The organism is Paenibacillus oceani (assembly GCF_014705615.1).
Taxonomy (GTDB): domain Bacteria; phylum Bacillota; class Bacilli; order Paenibacillales; family NBRC-103111; genus Paenibacillus_AB; species Paenibacillus_AB oceani.
In genome coordinates, this window is the sequence record NZ_JACXJA010000005.1 from 138,676 (window position 1) to 156,263 (window position 17,588).

At 54.7% G+C, this 17,588-nt stretch carries 11 protein-coding genes; all 11 read right to left on the reverse strand.

The window, feature by feature from the left end; all coding sequences use genetic code 11:
- Nucleotides 1-109: 109 nt before the first annotated feature.
- On the reverse strand, nt 110-2,047 hold the full coding sequence (gene parE, locus IDH45_RS04210; RefSeq protein WP_190925413.1) for a DNA topoisomerase IV subunit B: 1,938 nt from the start codon (nt 2,045-2,047) through the stop codon (nt 110-112).
- 286 nt (nt 2,048-2,333) lie between these two features.
- Entirely contained in the window at nt 2,334-3,332 is a 999-nt protein-coding gene (locus IDH45_RS04215; RefSeq protein ID WP_223836370.1) for an ABC transporter permease, read from the reverse strand.
- Nucleotides 3,325-4,290, reverse strand: coding sequence for an ABC transporter ATP-binding protein (locus IDH45_RS04220; RefSeq protein WP_190924995.1), 966 nt, complete (start codon nt 4,288-4,290; stop codon nt 3,325-3,327). The genes IDH45_RS04215 and IDH45_RS04220 overlap by 8 nt, the downstream gene beginning before the upstream one ends.
- Nucleotides 4,291-4,302: 12 nt before the next feature.
- Nucleotides 4,303-5,103 (reverse strand): GDSL-type esterase/lipase family protein, encoded by an 801-nt coding sequence (locus IDH45_RS04225; protein WP_190924996.1) that lies wholly within the window; start codon nt 5,101-5,103, stop codon nt 4,303-4,305.
- A gap of 162 nt (nt 5,104-5,265) precedes the next feature.
- Nucleotides 5,266-6,549 carry a LysM peptidoglycan-binding domain-containing protein gene (locus tag IDH45_RS04230; protein ID WP_190924998.1) on the reverse strand — a complete coding sequence of 428 codons (1,284 nt, stop codon included), beginning with the start codon at nt 6,547-6,549 and terminating at the stop codon, nt 5,266-5,268.
- Nucleotides 6,550-7,202: 653 nt separating this feature from the next.
- Nucleotides 7,203-8,981 carry an ABC transporter ATP-binding protein gene (locus IDH45_RS04235; RefSeq protein WP_317891147.1) on the reverse strand — a complete coding sequence of 593 codons (1,779 nt, stop codon included), beginning with the start codon at nt 8,979-8,981 and terminating at the stop codon, nt 7,203-7,205.
- A gap of 89 nt (nt 8,982-9,070) precedes the next feature.
- Complete coding sequence (locus tag IDH45_RS04240) at nt 9,071-10,843, reverse strand: ABC transporter ATP-binding protein (protein ID WP_190925000.1); 1,773 nt, start codon at nt 10,841-10,843, stop codon at nt 9,071-9,073.
- Nucleotides 10,844-11,511: 668 nt separating this feature from the next.
- Nucleotides 11,512-12,570: a hypothetical protein gene (locus tag IDH45_RS04245; protein ID WP_190925001.1), complete on the reverse strand. Its 1,059-nt coding sequence runs from the start codon at nt 12,568-12,570 to the stop codon at nt 11,512-11,514.
- Between the two features lie 280 nt (nt 12,571-12,850).
- Nucleotides 12,851-16,519, reverse strand: coding sequence for a dynamin family protein (locus tag IDH45_RS04250; RefSeq protein ID WP_190925003.1), 3,669 nt, complete (start codon nt 16,517-16,519; stop codon nt 12,851-12,853).
- An 89-nt stretch (nt 16,520-16,608) separates the two neighbouring features.
- Complete coding sequence (locus IDH45_RS04255; protein WP_190925005.1) at nt 16,609-16,881, reverse strand: NAD/NADP transhydrogenase alpha subunit; 273 nt, start codon at nt 16,879-16,881, stop codon at nt 16,609-16,611.
- A gap of 38 nt (nt 16,882-16,919) precedes the next feature.
- Nucleotides 16,920-17,585, reverse strand: coding sequence for an endonuclease III (gene nth, locus IDH45_RS04260; protein ID WP_190925007.1), 666 nt, complete (start codon nt 17,583-17,585; stop codon nt 16,920-16,922).
- Between the last annotated feature and the right edge of the window lie 3 nt (nt 17,586-17,588).

The window sequence follows — 17,588 nt, forward strand, 5'->3', positions numbered from 1 at the left end:
ATGCCGGCAGAAACGCGGAATAACTGTAAATTCGACGAATTTACAGCAAAAGCGCGACAACCGCGACCGATCTTCAAGGAGGTCGAGAAGCCGGTCGGATGCGGGCCTCCTACTCCTCGTATTCCGTAAAATCTACATTTTCGATAATCCACCGTTTTCGCGGGTCCACTTTATCGCCCATCAGTGTCGATACGCGGCGTTCGGCTTTGGCCGCATCTTCGATCTGCACTTGCAGCAGCGTCCGCTGCTCGGGGTCCATCGTCGTCTCCCACAACTGATCCGGATTCATCTCGCCGAGTCCTTTGTAGCGCTGCAGCTCGACGTTTTTCCCCATTTCCTTTACAATCGCCGCGAGCTGTTCGTCGGAGTATGCGTACTTGACGACCGTCTGCTTCCCGGACTTCTTGGACACCTTGAACAGCGGCGGCTGGGCGATGTACACCCGTCCGGCATCGAGCAGCGGCTTCATATACCGGTAGAAAAACGTCAGCAGCAGCACCTGGATGTGTGCGCCGTCCGTATCGGCATCGGTCATAATAATGACTTTGCCGTAATTGATTTCTTCGAGTTCGAAGTCGGACCCGACTCCCGCGCCGATCGCCGCGATGATCGCCTTGTACTCGTCGTTCTTCAGCACGTCGGCCAGCTTCGCCTTCTCCGGATTCATCGGTTTGCCCTTCAGCGGCAGCAGCGCCTGATGGCGCGAATCGCGTCCCTGCTTGGCCGAGCCGCCGGCGGAATCACCTTCCACGATGAACAGCTCGTTGCGCATATGGTCTTTGGATTGCGCCGGCGTAAGCTTACCGCCCAGATTGGAACTTTCGCTTTTTCCTTTTTTGCCGTTGCGCACTTCTTCCCTAGCTTTGCGCGCCGCTTCCCTCGCCTTGGCGGACTGCACCGCCTTGCGGAGCAGCAATTGGGCGACTTGCGGATTTTCCTCGAGAAAAACCGCCATCTTCTCCATCACGACGGCATCGACCGCACTGCGCGCCGATGCGCTGCCGAGCTGGTCTTTCGTCTGGCCGACGAATTCGACCTCGCCCATCTTGATGTTGATGACGATCATCATGCCTTCGCGGAGATCGACGCCTTCCAGGTTTTTATCTTTTTCTTTCAGCAGCCCCGCTTTTCTCGCATATTCGTTCATGATCCGGGTGAAAGCGGTTTTAAAGCCCGTCTCGTGCGTACCGCCCCCGCGTGTCGGAATCGAGTTGACGAACGAAGCGATCGTCTCGGTATACCCGTCGTTATACTGGAACGCCACCTCGACCTCGATCTCGTCCTTCTCCGCCACAAAATGGATCACATCGTGCAGAACCGTCTTGTCCTCGTTCAAAAATTGGACGAACTGTTTCGCTCCGCCCGCATATTCGAACGTCTCCTCGTTGCCCGAACGTTCGTCCTTCAGATGGACTTTCAGTCCGGAGTTCAGGAAAGCGATCTCCTGCAGCCGCTCCGATAACGTATCGTAATTAATCGTCGTCCCGCTCTGAAACACCCGTTTGTCCGGCTTGAACGTAATCTGCGTGCCGGAACGGTTCGTATTGCCGAGCATCTGCAGGCCGGTTACCGGCTCTCCCACATGCTCCTTGCCCGATTCGTCCACCCAATACTCGAACCGCTGCCGGTGCGTCTTGCCGTCACGCCATATTTCCACTTCCAGCCATTCGGACAACGCGTTCGTAACCGAAGCGCCGACGCCGTGAAGCCCCCCGGATTTCTTATATCCGCTGCCGCCGAACTTGCCGCCCGCATGCAGAATCGTAAATACGACCTGCGGAGTCGGTATCCCGGTCTTATGCATGCCTGTAGGAATTCCGCGGCCGTTATCGCGAACGGTTACGGACTGATCTTTATGTATAATGACATCGATCTTCGAGCAAAACTTCGCGAGATGCTCGTCAACCGCGTTGTCGACGATTTCCCAGATCAAATGGTGAAGCCCGGAAGCGCTTGTGCTCCCGATATACATGCCCGGCCTTTTGCGGACAGCCGTTAGCCCCTCGAGTACCTGAATATCGTCCGCATCGTAACCGGAAGAAAGCACGTCCGATGACGCGCCTGCGGCCGGCTGTTTATTCGTGGCAGCCTTAGCGCTTCCCGCTTGTTTCTCTGCGGAAGCTTTGCCGCCGTTACCCGATTTGCCGCCCGGCGAAGCAGGCGCCGTTTTTTTACCGTCCGATGACGCCGGTGCCGAAAACAAGTCCAACTGCTGCTCTGACAATCCGCGTGCCCCCTATTCTTTCGTTTCTTTTGTGTCAGCTATTATGCATTATACTCAAAGCGGGCCGCTTTTACCATGCCCGCCTGAAAAGCGGCTCCGCCTGCAACTCCTAGTTCAAAATATCTTTTTTGGTGAATACCCAAAACGACACGATCAGCGACGCGATTCCCCATACCGCTAGAACGGTCATCGAGAAGGCGAGATCCATCCCCTCGATCGGCGGCAGCCTGCCGGACAAGTAGTCGGTCAGGGTCAGATTGACCATAAACAAATATTTGGCCGTCTCCCAGGACGATACCATGTTCGTCAAAATGTTGCCGGCGATCAGCACCGCCAGCATAATCCCCATCCCCGCCGCCGTGCTTCGCACGAGAACCGATACCATCAGCGACATGAATCCGACGATCAGCGCCGCGAACCAGACGAGTCCCATCTCCATGATGAGATAGAGCCATTGCGGCACGGGATGCACGTTCGACGCGTCGACCTCGGAACCGACGATCTTGAAGCCGGTAAACGACGGGAGCTGCCAGCCTCCGTAGCCGAATACGAGACCGGATATGAGATACGCCAGCAAAGCCGTCGCCAGAACGGTCAGCGATATGTAAAAGATGAGCGCGATATATTTGCTCGCCAGCACTTTCCATCTCTGGACCGGCCTCGTCAGCAGCAGTTTGATCGTCCCGGCGGAATGCTCCGAGGAGACGAGATCGGACGCGATCACCATCACCATCAGCGGGATGAACAGCCCGATCGCATTGGCAACGAACGTAGTCGTGAAGGTAACTCCGTTCGGTGCCTTCGGATCGACGTTTTTGTCCAAATAATATTGCAGCACCTTCACCTGGACGCGGATGTACTTTTTCCATTCCTCCGGCACCCGGTTGCTGGCCAGCCGGTTCGTATAGTCCTGAATTTGCTGCTGAGTAACGAGTCTCCAGTCTTGGGAGCCGAACTGCTTCTGGTTGTTTTGAGCCACTTTCATCTGTGCATACGTAAACATTGGAATAAGAGCAGCCAGCAGAAGCAATATGACGAGAAACCGTTTTTTCTTCCATATCTTGATCGTTTCGTTCTGAACCAATGGCAAGAGTCCGATGCTATTCAATGTTCTCCCCCTCCGTCAAACGCAAGAACAGCTCCTCCAGCGTCGGATGATGGATGCCGATCGAATAGACGAGAACGCGCGCCGCCACGAGTTTCTCGTTCCACTCGGGTATCCGCTCCTGCTCCATCCGCACGGTCAGCTTGCGTCCTCCCGCCGAATCCTCTCCGTCAAGCTCCGGATCAAGCCGGGCGGAATCGAGCACTTGAACGGACGGATCAGAAGCCAAAATCTCTCGCGCGCGTTCATACGGCTCGACATGCCAAACGATCGTGCTTCCCGACTGCTGAAGCAGCTCGTCCACTTCTCCGACGGCGATCACTTCACCGTGGCTGATGATCGCCACCCGATCGCACATTTGCTGGATCTCGCTTAACAGATGGCTGGATACGAACAAGCTTAGCCCTTCCGAGGCAAGCCTGCGGATAAACTCGCGCATTTCTTTGATTCCTTGCGGATCGAGGCCGTTGGTCGGTTCATCGAGAATGAGGAGGCTGGGCTGGCCCAGCAGAGCTTGCGCGATGCCGAGCCGCTGGCGCATGCCCAGCGAATACGTCTTGACCTTATCGTGGATGCGCTGGCCGAGTCCGACGATATCGGTAACCTCGCGAATCCGCTGTGCTCCGACGCCGGGAAGCATCCGGGCAAAATGCTCAAGATTCTCCCAGCCGGTCATATACGAATACAACTCGGGATTTTCGACGATACAGCCTACGTGTCTCAATGCGTCCGTTGGCTGCCTGGCTACATCGTAGCCGCCAAGCGTGATGCTCCCTTCGGTCGGTTTGATCAGCCCGACCAGCATCCGGATCGTAGTCGTTTTGCCGGAACCGTTCGGCCCAAGAAATCCGAATATTTCGCCGCGCCTGACATCGAACGATATCCCTTTAATAATGAGCCGGTTTTTAATCTTTTTCTTCAATTGATGGACGGACAGTACGACAGACGAATCCTGGCTCATGACCGGACCTCCCTATTCAAGCGCCTGCACGACGCGGTCTGCGATTCGCACATACCCTTCCTGGTTCGGGTGGAAGTGGTCGGTGTACATATACTTGTCGAATTGAAGCTGAAACAGGTCCATCGTCGGTACAAACACCATATTGGGGTACTTGTTCGCTACCCGGAACGCCGCATCGTTCCACTCCTGAATATGGACGGAAGCCGGGCGCATCTCCGGCAGATCATAAAACGGGTTGTACACGCCGACATACACGATCGTCGCCTTCGGATTCAGCTCCGCCAGCCGGGTTAAAATGTGCTCCAGCCGTTTTTGCGGCTCCGGCATCCGCTCCCGGATCTTGACCGGATCGAGCTCGTCCGTCTGCGAATTCATCACATCCCGGCCGATCGCGAACAGATCGTTGCCGCCCATCGTCAGCAGGACGATATCGGCCCGTTCGATGCCGTAAGGCACGCCTTTGGCGTTTTGCAGATCGTTAAGCAGCTGCCCGGTTGTGTACCCGTTAACGGCGTAATTGCCGATTACATTTACCTGTTTCTTCGTAGCGGCCGCCAGCTTGTCCTTCACGTTCTGGACATACCCTTTCCCGCTGACGTCACCGGTCCCGACCGTAAGCGAATCGCCGAGCGCCACGATATCCACTGTCGTCTTCGCCTCCGCCGCCGGCTGCTGCTGCGGCTGCTGAACGAAGTCGGCCGGCTTCGGGTTCATAATATCGTTCATCGCATACACGAGACCGCCGGCCATCAGAAGAGTGGATATCGCCGCCGTCGTGCCGATCGTTCTCCATAACGTTCGCGTCGATTTCAAGACGACCCCTCCCAAATAATACGCGCGAAAAATGGTGTTAACTTTAGAGTAAAGGTTCCGACTTTATTTTGCAAATCAAGCCTTTGAAAAAAAGCTTTCCCGGATAAGGTCCGGAAAAGCTTTACGCCAATACGATTTGTGAACGGGCCTCGTTGCCCGAATTTATTTAAGCGACTTGATCGTAAAATTCGCTTCGAGCAGCGCCCAATTTTGCGGGAAGCTTTGGCCGAGCACCCAATAGCTGATCCCGCGCAGCCCGTATTCCTTGATCAGGTCGAACTTCGCCTGCATGCTGCGCGCATCCTCGAACCAGACGATATGCTCCTTCGCATCGTTGTCATAATACGAGAAGTGAGGAGCTTGAGCGGTATAATCGTACTGGATATAGGCGCCGACATCCCGGGCCAGCTCGACGGCCGCCTTCGGACTTAAGGTCGGGGCGAACTTGCCTCCTTTGACATACGGAAGCGTCCAATTGTAACCGTACAAAGGCGCGCCCATCATGATCTTGCCCGCCGGTATAACTGAGAGGGCGTATTCGAGCACGCTGCGTACTTGCGGGATCGGGGCTACAGCCATAGGCGGTCCGCCGGACCAGCCCCATTCGTAAGTCATAATGATGACGAAATCAACGATTTCGCCGTGCGCCGGATAATCGTGAGCTTCGTACCATTGCCCGGCCTGTTCCGCGCTGGTCTTCGGGGCAAGTGCCGTGGAGACGAGTTTTCCTTCCGCGTGAACGCGAGCCGTTATTTCTCTCAGGAAGGCGTTATACTTCTCCCGGTCGGCCGGATACATATGCTCGAAGTCGATATTCAGCGCATAAAACGACTTTCGTTTCATCGTCGCTATTACGTTGTCGATCAGGTTTTGCCGCGCTTCCGCATTATCGAATATCGCCCGCGCAGTATCGGGGGTGAACGTCCCGCCTTCGAAGTTGGTGATGACCATCATCGGCACCGATGGGGTCGGCCGGATCGCAGCGAGCGCCGCTTCGTCGTTCGGAGCTTGGAGCGTCCCGTCCTTCTGGACGATATATTGGAAGATGCTGAAGTATGTAAGATAGTTTGCCGTCTCCGCTACGATGCCCCGGTCCTTCTCCGCATTCGACGGCTGCAAGTAACCGTTCGTCTCGATTACCGGCCTGACCGGCTCCCCCGGGACGCGAAGACGCTGGCCGATATATAATCGGGACGGGTCGGTTATTTGGTTCGCTCTCATCAGCTGATCGACAGAAGTGCCGTACTTGCGGGCAATCGTCCACAACGACTCTCCGGGCGCTACGACATGGACCCGATCTTTCGTCGGAATGACGAGCGCCTGACCGGCGACCAGTCTCGTCGGATCTTCGATTCCGTTTATTCGGGCGACTTCGTCCGCCGTCACTCCATAACGTTTCGCAATCGCCCATAACGAATCGCCCGGCTTGACCACCTCGATTAACATAGATCTCCTCCCTCTTGTTCCGCGCTTTCAACTGCCGCAGTTTCCGCTCTAAGGCAAGCGTATTCGAAAGAGGCTCCGATATTGCCAGTCCTAATAAAAATAAATCAGGCGAAAGATAAGAAAGCTTGCAAACGAAGCCTTTTCCACGATGCTAACGCTAGCTGGCGCTAACTAGCCTTGATAGCGACGCTTGCTAACACTTGCAAACCCAATAAGAGTCTTTGGCACCTTCTATTTTCGGCAAATGGAGAAAACAGGGACGAATAGAGGCGATTTGCACCCCTTAGTTCAACCGACTGATGGGATGCGCACCCCTTTTGCGGATTTTAACAGTTTCAAACCGCTCTTATTCCGTCGACAGGCCGGGTTTCGGACAAAATAGAGGATACAAACCACTCCTATTCGCTTCCCTCTGGACTATAGGCGGACACATCAAGTCAAAGCTGCCATGATCGACAGCCACGGCGCTTGCTGGCACATTCAGAAAAACATTTAAACGAAGCTTTGCCGCGATGCGATGTATGACCCTGCGTTAGTTGTTGCTTGTCTTGCGAGCAGAAGGCACCCGTTTCTCCCGAATCGTATACTATCGATTAAAAATAATCCGCCGCCGCTTCTCGGAGGAAGCGGCGGCGGATTGGCCTGACGGAAGCTTAGACAGCTTCGCTTAAAAATTTGTATTGGGCCTGCACGAGTCCGTGATAAATGCCTTCCAGCCGCATCAGCTCGTCGTGATTGCCTTCTTCCATTATATTACCGTGATCCAGCACGACGATTTTGTCGGCCCCCCTGATCGTGGACAACCGGTGAGCGATAATAAACGAGGTACGGCCGATCAGCAGCGTCTTCAGCGCTTCCTGGATTTTCAGCTCGGTTTCCGTATCGATGCTCGCTGTCGCCTCGTCGAGAATTAATACCCGCGGGTTGGCCAGCAGCGCCCGGGCAAACGAGAGCAGCTGGCGCTGTCCCATCGACAGCATATTGCCCCGCTCCTCCACCTGAGTGTCGTAGCCGTCAGGCAGCTTGCTGATGAAATCGTGGGCGTGCACGGCTTTGGCCGCCGCCTGGATCTCATCGTTGGTCGCGTCCAGCCGTCCGAAGCGGATATTATCCCGGATCGAGCCGGAGAAAATAAACGTATCCTGCAGGACGATTCCGACTTGCGAACGCAAGCTTTGCAGCGATACGTCGCGGATATCGTGGCCGTCCACCAGCACGCGTCCTTCGACCGGATCGTAGAACCGGCACAGCAGGTTCATAATCGTACTTTTGCCCGATCCCGTATGCCCGACCAGCGCCACCGATTCGCCCGCCTTCGCTTCCAGGCTGATTCCTTTCAACGCCGGACGGCCGCGCTCATATTCGAATACGATATTTTCGAACCGGACATCGCCCTTGATCGGCGGCAACATCTTCGGCTCGGCTTTCTCCGCCACATTCGGCTTTTCGTCCAAAAACTCGAATATCCGTTCCGACGAAGCCATCGCCACCAGCATCTGGTTGTACATCTGCCCGAGACGATTGATCGGCTCCCAGAAGTTGCCGATATAGCTGGCAAAGGCGACCAGCATCCCGATCGTAAGCTCCTTGGATTCGATCAAATAACTGCCGTACCAGAACAAGATACACGTACCGATGGCTGCGGTCAGCTCGATAATCGGTCCGAACGCCTGGTTGAGCATCGACGCCCGGTCCCACGATTTTTTGTTGATCGTATTCATGTCATCGAAATATTTAATGTTTTCCTTTTCTTGCGTAAAAGCTTGAGTGACGCGGATGCCCTGTATCGATTCGGCCAAATGCGAGTTAATCCGGGACTGCTTCATGCGGACGTCCTGCCAGGCTCTTCGAATCCGTTTACGCAGCGATGTCGATACGATGAACATCAGCGGTACCGTAATAATAATCGCGATTCCGAGCTTCGGACTAAGCGTAAGCAGGATGATGACGATACCGACGAGCTGCACGCAGTCGATCATCAGGTTGACGACGCCGTTCGTAAACAAGTCCTGCAGCGAGTTCACGTCATTCGTAATCCGGACCAGCACCGACCCGGCCGGACGCTTGTCAAAAAAGCGGAACGACAGCTGCTGAATGTGTCTGAATAATGCATACCGCAAATCGAACAGCACTTTCTGCCCGATCACGTTAATATACCGGATCCGGTATACGTTGACGAGCCACTGCACTACATACAGGGCAAGCATCGTCGATGCATAGATGAGCAGCAGATTGCCGTCGCCGTTAAAGATTGCCTTGTCGATCGCAAGACTGATCAAGTAAGGGATGGCGAGCTTGGACAGCGTACCAAGTATCATCGTAACGAGTATAATCGGCAGCAATTCCCGGGAATACGGCTTCAAATATTCCCCCATCCGCTTCAGCTGACTCCAGTCGAACGCCTTCTCCATCTTGTCGTCGTCCTGGTAGATGAAACGCTCCTGCGAATTCGAATTTCGGCCCGCCGTTTTAGGCGTAGTATCGGATTTTGGGTTAGTATCGGAATATTCCTTGGACTGGCTCAATTGGCCACCCTCCGTTCTTCCTTGTGCGAGGTAAAATCCGGATGATCCGAATATTGGATTTTGTAAGTTTCAAAATACGCTCCCGACTGCTTCAGAAGCGACTCGTGCGTTCCGCGCTGGACGATACGTCCTTCATCGAGTACGAGTATTTCATCGGCATGCTTCAGAGAAGAGATCCGGTGCGCGATAATAAAAGTCGTACGGCCCTTCATCAGTTCCTGGAAACCGGCTTGGATTTCGTGTTCCGTCTCCATATCGACCGCGCTCGTCGCATCGTCCAGTATTAATATTTTCGGGTCTTTGATCAGCGCTCTGGCGATGGCGATTCGCTGTTTCTGACCGCCGGACAGCCCCATACCGCGTTCGCCGACCACCGTATCGTAACCGAGCGGCAGCTCCATTATGAAATCATGCGCTTTCGCCAGCTTCGAGGCGCGGATGATCTCTTCGTCAGATACATCCTTGCGGCCGTATGCGATATTGTTGCGAATCGTCGAGGAGAACAGGAACGTCTCCTGGAAGACAAGCGCGATCTGCTGACGCAGCGTCTCGATTTTAATGTCGCGAATGTCCTTGCCGTCGAGCAGGATACGGCCTTCCTTAATATTGTAAGCCCGCAGCATCAGCTGGATTACCGTCGACTTGCCCGATCCGGTTCCCCCGAGCAATCCGATTACGGAGCCTGCGGGCGCATCCAGATCAAACTTCGTAAGCGCCGGCTGCTTGTCGGGATACGCGAAGGTCACCTCGTCGAAGCGGATCGAGCCGGATACTTGCTCCGGTCGGAGCGCGACTGCATTATCCTTGTCTTTTACATGTACGTATTGATTCAATATTTCCAATACGCGTTCGCCGGAAGCCTTTGATTGCGTGTAGTTGTTAATATGGAAGCCGATATCTCTCATCGGTGCGATAATGTACCAGATAAAGCTGAAAAATGCGACCAGTTCGCCGATCGACATCGAACCGTTGATGACGAACATACCGCCCGTGACGAGCAGGATAGCGACGCATACAGAGGACAGCAGTTCCATCATCGGGAAATAGTTCGCCCACGTTTGCGACAAATGAATGTTGCTTCCTTTATACTCCTCGTTGCGGACTGTGAACTTCTCCACCTCGTAAGGCTCGCGCGCAAACGATTTGACCGTTCGCATGCCGTTGATATTCTCCTGTACTGCCGTCGTTAAGTTGCTGTTGGCAAGTCGGATCGCCCGGAACCCCGGATGAATTTTGCGCTCCAGACGAAGTGCGGTGAAGACGAGAAACGGCATCGTCACAAAGGTAACCAGCGTCAGTTTCCAGTCCATCAGGAGCATCGTAATGGTGCCGAACGTAAACATGATGAACACGTTCAAAATTTGCGCAAATCCGAATCCGATAAACTGGCGGATCGCTTCCAAGTCGGCCGTCAGCCTGGACATCAGGTCGCCCGTCTTGGCTCTGTCGTAATATTGAAACGACAAGTATTGCAGCTTCTCGTACAAGGCGTTACGCATGTTAAAAGCGACGCGGTTGCCGAGTCTTCCTCCGGAGAAGCCGTGCAGGAAAGCGAAGGTCGCTTTGACCGCCACTACGGCGACAACGGTAAGCGCCAGATAGGGCACCCACTGATATTGCTCCTGCCTAATGACATCGTCAATCAGAAATCGGAGCAAATGAGGGTAAACGAGCCCGAGTGCAGTGGAACACATCAAACAGACAATCGATGCGAACAGCAAGTAACGATCTTTCCAGTAAAATTGCTTCAATTGCTTTAATACGTTCATGGTCGCCCTCCCAGCCGGCCGCTTTCCAATTTCTTAATGAATCTTATCACCATCCCTCCTATCGAGCAATCGGGCGAATCGGGTAAAACGATCAATATCACCCTAAAACCCACAAAAAGAGACGAAAACGGGAAGGAATCCATGCGATTCTTCCGAATCATCGCTTTATGAACCTATGGATGCGCTTTCTTGAAAGTTGTGAAGATTGGGTGAAAATGTCGGGGAATTCTGGCGAGAGATACCGGTCAAAGCTTCCGGAATGTGGGATTTTTTGTCCGTTGGAATAGGCCCCGGCCGTTGCTCCAGGCTGTCAGATAAGCGGACAGGCTCCCCCCATTTTCGTGAAACAAGAGCGTTGAGCTTGGCAAACCATGTAGGCTTATGGTAACTATTGGAAGCTATTCTGAATAAGAGCGATTTGCAGCTTTGTTGCTGGCTGTCCAGATATACGGGGAGCCGCGAGCACAGGCAAGACCGAGCTTATGCGAGGAGCGTCCGTCCTGCTCCAAAATAAACGTTTTGCTGCGTGCAGCCGCATCCGTTCAGCTTGGCCAACCCGAACTGGCTCGAACCGCTCAAGCAAGCAAGGGAGGGATCGTAGCGGGTTCGTCAAGTTAAGCACAAGCATCCACATTCGCGAATAAACAAAAAACCGGAACCAGTTCCGGTCAAATCATCTCATAATGGAACGTGCCGATTTTCCAGCGGCCATCCTCGTACTCCAGCTCGCAGATCAGTCTCGCATCGCTTACTCCAGTCACGATCCAGTCGGCTGTCAGCAAGTAGCTCCCGTCTTCTTGCTCCGCCAGCTTCATGCTGCCGACTTCTTGTATAATCACGGGTGGAATCAGTCCCGAAGAACCGCCTACGATTAAATAGCCGCCGTCGACGGCCGGTACGTGTGAATCCGCCAACTGCTCCGTCGCAGTGTCTGTAAACGCCTCCGCCAGCCAGCTTTTGACTCGTTCGCGCTGCGCCTCGCTGATCCGTTTGCCGTTATAAGCCAGCCCATAAAACGACCGGTGGACGCCCTCGATCCACTCGTATACCGGTTCGGGACTGCCGAGCGCCTTCTGCGGTGTTATCGTCAAGACCGGGAAAGGCTTCATCTCTTTATCAAAGTCGGGGTTACTCTCTTCCGGGCTGCTCGGTGCAATCACATTCAGCGCTTTCACTTCGGTCAAGCTCGCCTTGTCCGAGGTTCCTTCGAGAATATCGGCATAAACAGCCAAGTAATCCGATATGACGATCGAACCGGTTCCCGTCGAGCCGGCCGAACCGAACTTCGCCTTGTCCGTTTCATTGGCAAATTTCAAAACGAAATGATTCGGCACCTCGTGAAACCGTATAGGCTTCGGCAGACTGGTCGCCGACTTGTTGTCCACATAAAAGATAACGTCTCCCGGGTTATATGGCTGTGTTTCCTGATCCATTACTTCAAACCGTCCGCTAATCTCCTTGGTGCCTTGAAACGTAACGGCGACCGACTGCAGTCCATACGTGCCGGATCGGATCTCCTGTGCGGTCATTCCCGCCACCCGGTCGCCTGGGCGAATCGAGGCCGGATCAAACATCTGAGAATCGCCGGATGGGGTCTGGATAGCGGGCTCTGACGAAGGGGCCGCCGAAGACTCCGGGTTACTCGAATCGTATAGCGACAATCCGGCCAGAAGCAATGCGGCTCCTGTCAGTACCATTGTATATCGGATGGAAGTGCGTCGTTTCATACCTAAGCTCCCCTTCCCTTCATACTCATATAGACGCCAAATTCCGGCAATTGTTGCGGCTTCGCAGACGAATCCGACATGAATTCCATCATTTGGTTCTAGCGACCTACATCGCGCGTATTTACATCCGGTAGAAAATGGAGCGGGGAGCCATCCTTCGTAAGAACCAGCTTTTCTTAGGGGCAGAATACCTTCTGTTTCGCTGAACACATAGCCGTTCCCGCCTCTACACAAAAGAGACGCTTCGCATATAGCGATAGCGTCCCTCAAATGGCAAATCTTATGCATTCATAAGCGACTGCAGCTTCTCCCGGGTCGATGCCAGACGAGCCAGATCGACCTTCATCTCGAGCGCAGCCACCATTCCTTCCGCATGCTCGTTCAGCAGCAGGTAGAGCCGCTCCTGAACCGCGCCGACCCGCTCCCTGTATGCTGCGGCGTACTCGGACTCGAAGAGCGCTCTGTGACGTTCCGCATAATCCGCGACCGGCTGGGTCAACGTTTTCTCGAGCGATTCTTTCAGTTGGCTTTTGCCGGGCCCCTCGAAAAAGTGTTTGCCGTTTTTGTAAAAACCCGCAAGCCACTTGTCATCTGCAGAAGCTTCCATCGCTTCCTCTACGTTCGGCGTCCGGAAAGGCAGCGCCTCGTAGCTGCCTCCTTCGAATCCGTCCAGAAGCGAGCTGATCTGGCTTATCTTGTCGGCCTGTCTTTTCTGCGCCAGACGGTTCAGCTGGTTCTCGATCCGCAGCGTAGTCGCGTACAGCTCCTGAGACAAATCGTAAGAGATCAGCCGCAGCAAATCCATCCATGCCGCGCGCATCGAGCTGCGGATCGCCCCGGCATCCTCGCGCAGCGACGCTGGGTTGAACGCGTACTGGAACAGCTCGCCATAACGGTACGTAAGACGCTGCTTGACGTAATACAGCAGCTCCTGAATCTCTTTGCCAATCTCGCGCTCCTCCGTAGCCGTATCCGAGTCTTGCAGAAGCACAGCCGCTTGCTTCCAGGATTCCCGGACGATCTCCAGTCTGCGCTTCCGCTGTTCCTCGCCCTCGCGTGCCCCGGCTATCCATTGTCCGAGCAGCGAAGCCGAACGCTCCAGCTCCTGTCCGGCCGACCTCACGGCGATGCCCGCCAGCTCGCCGACCGCGAACCGGACGAAGTCCCGTTCGAACCGGACGATTCCGCTATTCGCGGCAAGCGCCGCATCACGCTGCAACTTGCCGTCCAGCGCCATGAGACTGGACACCGGATAGATGCGCGGATTGCGAATCCCGTAACGAAGCAGATTGTCGGCCACGTGGCCAACGACGCCGCTCAGCTCTTGTTCGCTGGCTGCGAGGTCCGCCGCGTTAACGAGGAAAAACATTTTATCGAGCTCGAAGCTGTCCTTCACCCTTCCCAACTGCAGCAGAAACTCCCGGTCCGCCTGCGAGAAGGCATGGTTGTAATACGTTACGAATAAGACCGCATCGGCGTTTTTGATATAATTAAAAGCTACGCCCGTATGCCTTGCGTTGATTGAATCCGCTCCCGGCGTATCGACCAAAATCATCCCTTGATCGGTCAGCGGACAGCTGTAGTAAAGCTCGATATATTCGACGAAGCAAGATTTGCTCTCTTCCGCCACGTACGCGCGGAACATCTCCAGATCGACCCGAAGCTGTGTCCCGATGATATCCTTGGCTTCGCTCCACCCTTTGCCGACCGCTTTGAGGAACGTGTAATGCGGCTTACCGCTAGGTCCTACACGATCCGGAGACAACCGGTCGATCTGCGACAAAGCCGAATCCAGGTCGGCCGCCTGGACACCCAGGACGTTCAAGGAATACAAAACGTCTTCGCGGATCGCATCGGCTGACTTCATCTGCACCTTTACGGCACCGTGAGGCCAAGCATCCGTTGGAGGCATAATTTTGTTTATGGCGGCCGTCGTCGGATTCGGCGATACCGGCAATACCGATTCTCCCATCAGCGAGTTGGCAAAAGACGACTTGCCTGCGCTGAACGCACCGAACAGCGCAATCGTAAAGTTGCTCTGCGCGAGCCGTTCTGACTTTTCCTTCATCGACCGGACGATCGATTGCATCGAAGGAATCGGCTCGAGAAGCGCGCACGCCTCATTCAGCTTCGAAGCCGTATGCGCCATTGTCGCCCGAAAACTGCCGTCGCCGCTCCCGTCAGCCTTATAACCTTGCTCCGTTTCCTTGCCAAGCGCTACGGACCACCGCTCGCCCGACGAAGACGCAGAGCCGTGTTCTCCTTCAGCCTGTGCCGTTCCCTGTCTCGTCTCGTCCGTTGTATACGACTGCGGGTCCGGCAGCTTACCGGCAAGATCGGGCGCCCGCTCCGGAAAACGGACTAGCAGCGATTCCGCGTGCAACCGCTCTTCGGTTTCCAGCGCCTGCAGCTGGCGGTACGCGGTCAGACGTTCTGCAAGCTGCTCCTTCTCCTGTGTCAGCTCGAATACTTCGCGGTCGGCCCGGCTCGACAGCACCCGGACGATGTCACCGATCAGCTCGAAGCCGGCACGGCGGAATATCGTTTTGGCCTCGGCAGCGATCTGCCTCGAATAGTTCAGCGTATATTCGTTCGAAGCGATGGCGCCCGCCTGAACCTGCCCGCTTAGCCACTCTTCGCCTATGGAACGGACCGTGCGGCTTAATGCTTCATCGACGGCCTCGGGGCCTATTCCATACGGCTCGCCGGTTTGAATGAGCAGCTGGCGCAAATGCCAGACGATATTCGCCTCTACCTTCTCCACGAATTCCGAGCTGAACGCGCTCAACCGGCTCTCGATTTCTTTGGCGGTCGTGGACGCGCGTGCAAATAACCCGGCTTTGAATCCGGGCTTCCGGCTTTGCAAGTAATGATGGGCCAAATCGCGCGTAGTCGCAGGCGTAATATTGGCATTTTCGAGCAGATGAGCGGTTTCCTTCCTCAGCTCGTTCTGCAGCTTCTCTCCGGCGTTCTTCCGTTCCTCGATCCGAACCTCCAACGATTCGTAACGCTCCGGGAGACCTTCGCCCCCCTCCCGCTCGAACTGTTCACGAAGCGCCATCTTCGCCGCCTCGTTGTACTCCGACAACCATACTCCGTGCTCGCCGATCAGATGGACGACCGACTTCGCCAGGCTGTTGTCCCGCAGCATATCGGCAATGCCGCTCAAGTCACCGATCAGCCGGGCCAGCTTCACCCATTCGTTGTTCGGATGATCCGGCTGCTTCACCGAAGTAAACAAGATGCCGTCCGGCTCGATATGCCAGCTCTCGAAAGCATGCGCCACACTGTCCCGGTATTCCGTGAAAGGAAGCTCGCGCTCTCGGTGCTTGTCGATCATATTTACGATCAGGTAAAGCGGCTTGCCCCATTCCTTCAGCCTTTTCGTAAAGGCGAAGTTAATCTCCGACTGGACGTGGTTATAATCCATCACATAAAAGACGACGTCCGCCATATGCAGCGCCGATTCGGTCGCCATCATATGAGCGCTGTCCGTCGAATCGATGCCCGGCGTGTCCAGCAGGGCGGCCCGCTCTCCGAGGAACGGAATCGGGTAACGAATCTGAACCGATTCGATTTCCTCGCCGTTTTTGCAATATTCGTCCAACCGGTCCAGCTCAATCTCGGCAAATTCGCCGCTGCCCCCGCCTCTGGCGGCATGTTTGACGATCGCTCCGGCGGGGCCGTTCTGAATCGTCACGACGTTGGCGCTGGTCGGGATCGGACTCGATGGCAGGAGCTGATGCCCGCATAATTTATTAATCAAGCTTGACTTGCCTGCGGAAAAGTGACCGCAAAACGCGATATTCAGCGCCTGATCCGCCGCTTTGCCGGCAAGCTGCTCCAGTTTCTCCGCATGATTGCGATCCCCGGCCTCGGCCATCGCCCGGCCGATCGCCCGAATGGACTTCTCTGCGTTGGTCATCCCCCGGATGTCTACTGCACTCATAAACCTATCTCCCCACAGCTGCTATAAATGTCGGACCTGTCCGTCAAAAATAACGGTCCGAAAAAGAAAAAACCGAATTTCTCCGGTTTCTAGTGTACCACATTTTCGGTTTCGGGTATAAATATTTCAAACACTTCGCCATGCTGCAAAATCGTTATGTCCTTGTCTCTTACTTTCATGACGACGACATCGGGTTTGATCCGCATCCGGTCGATATAATGGTCGGGCACGTCGCCGGACTCGCTGATCATGACGCCTTCCACTTCTTTTTCCTCATTCTCGGCAAGAGGAGTGCTGATGACTTTCTCATAGATGTCGGAAAACACTTCAAAGTCGTTTGTATACACCGCTATGCATTTCATGCTGGTTCCCACCTTCGATTATTGGCTGGTAAAATCATCTACTTTATAGATTTCCTCTTTACGACCGTTTTTAAACGTAATTTGCCTTCGCCGCACTTGTCAAGCAACGGGCATACGCCGCACCCCGGGTTTTGGGCTTTGCAATGATACCTACCGAAAAAAATAAGCCGGTGATGCGTCTGCGTCCATTCTTCGCGAGGCACTTTCTTCATCAGCTTCTGCTCCACCTGAAGCACCGTATCGTCCGGATCCGCCAACCCAAGCCGTTTCGAGACCCGTTCCACATGAGTATCGACTGCAATGGCCGGTACGTCGAACGCGTTCGACATCACCACATTGGCCGTCTTCCGTCCGACACCGGGCAACTCTACGAGCTGCTCGTGCTTGCGGGGTATCTCGCCGTCGTATTTTTCCAGCAGCAGCCTGCATAAGCTTTGAATGTTTTTGGCTTTGTTCCGGAATAGTCCGATCCGGCGAATATCCTGCTCCAGCTCCTCCAGCGAAACGGCTATGTAGTCTTCCGGCTTGTTGTATTTGCGAAATAAATCGGCCGTCACCTTGTTAACCGTCTCGTCCGTGCACTGGGCGGAAAGCAGAACTGCAATCGTTAATTCGAACGGATTGGAATGGTGCAGCTCGCAATGGGCATCCGGGTACATCCCGGCGATCGTGTCGAGAATATGCCGCACTCTTTTGCCCGTCATGAT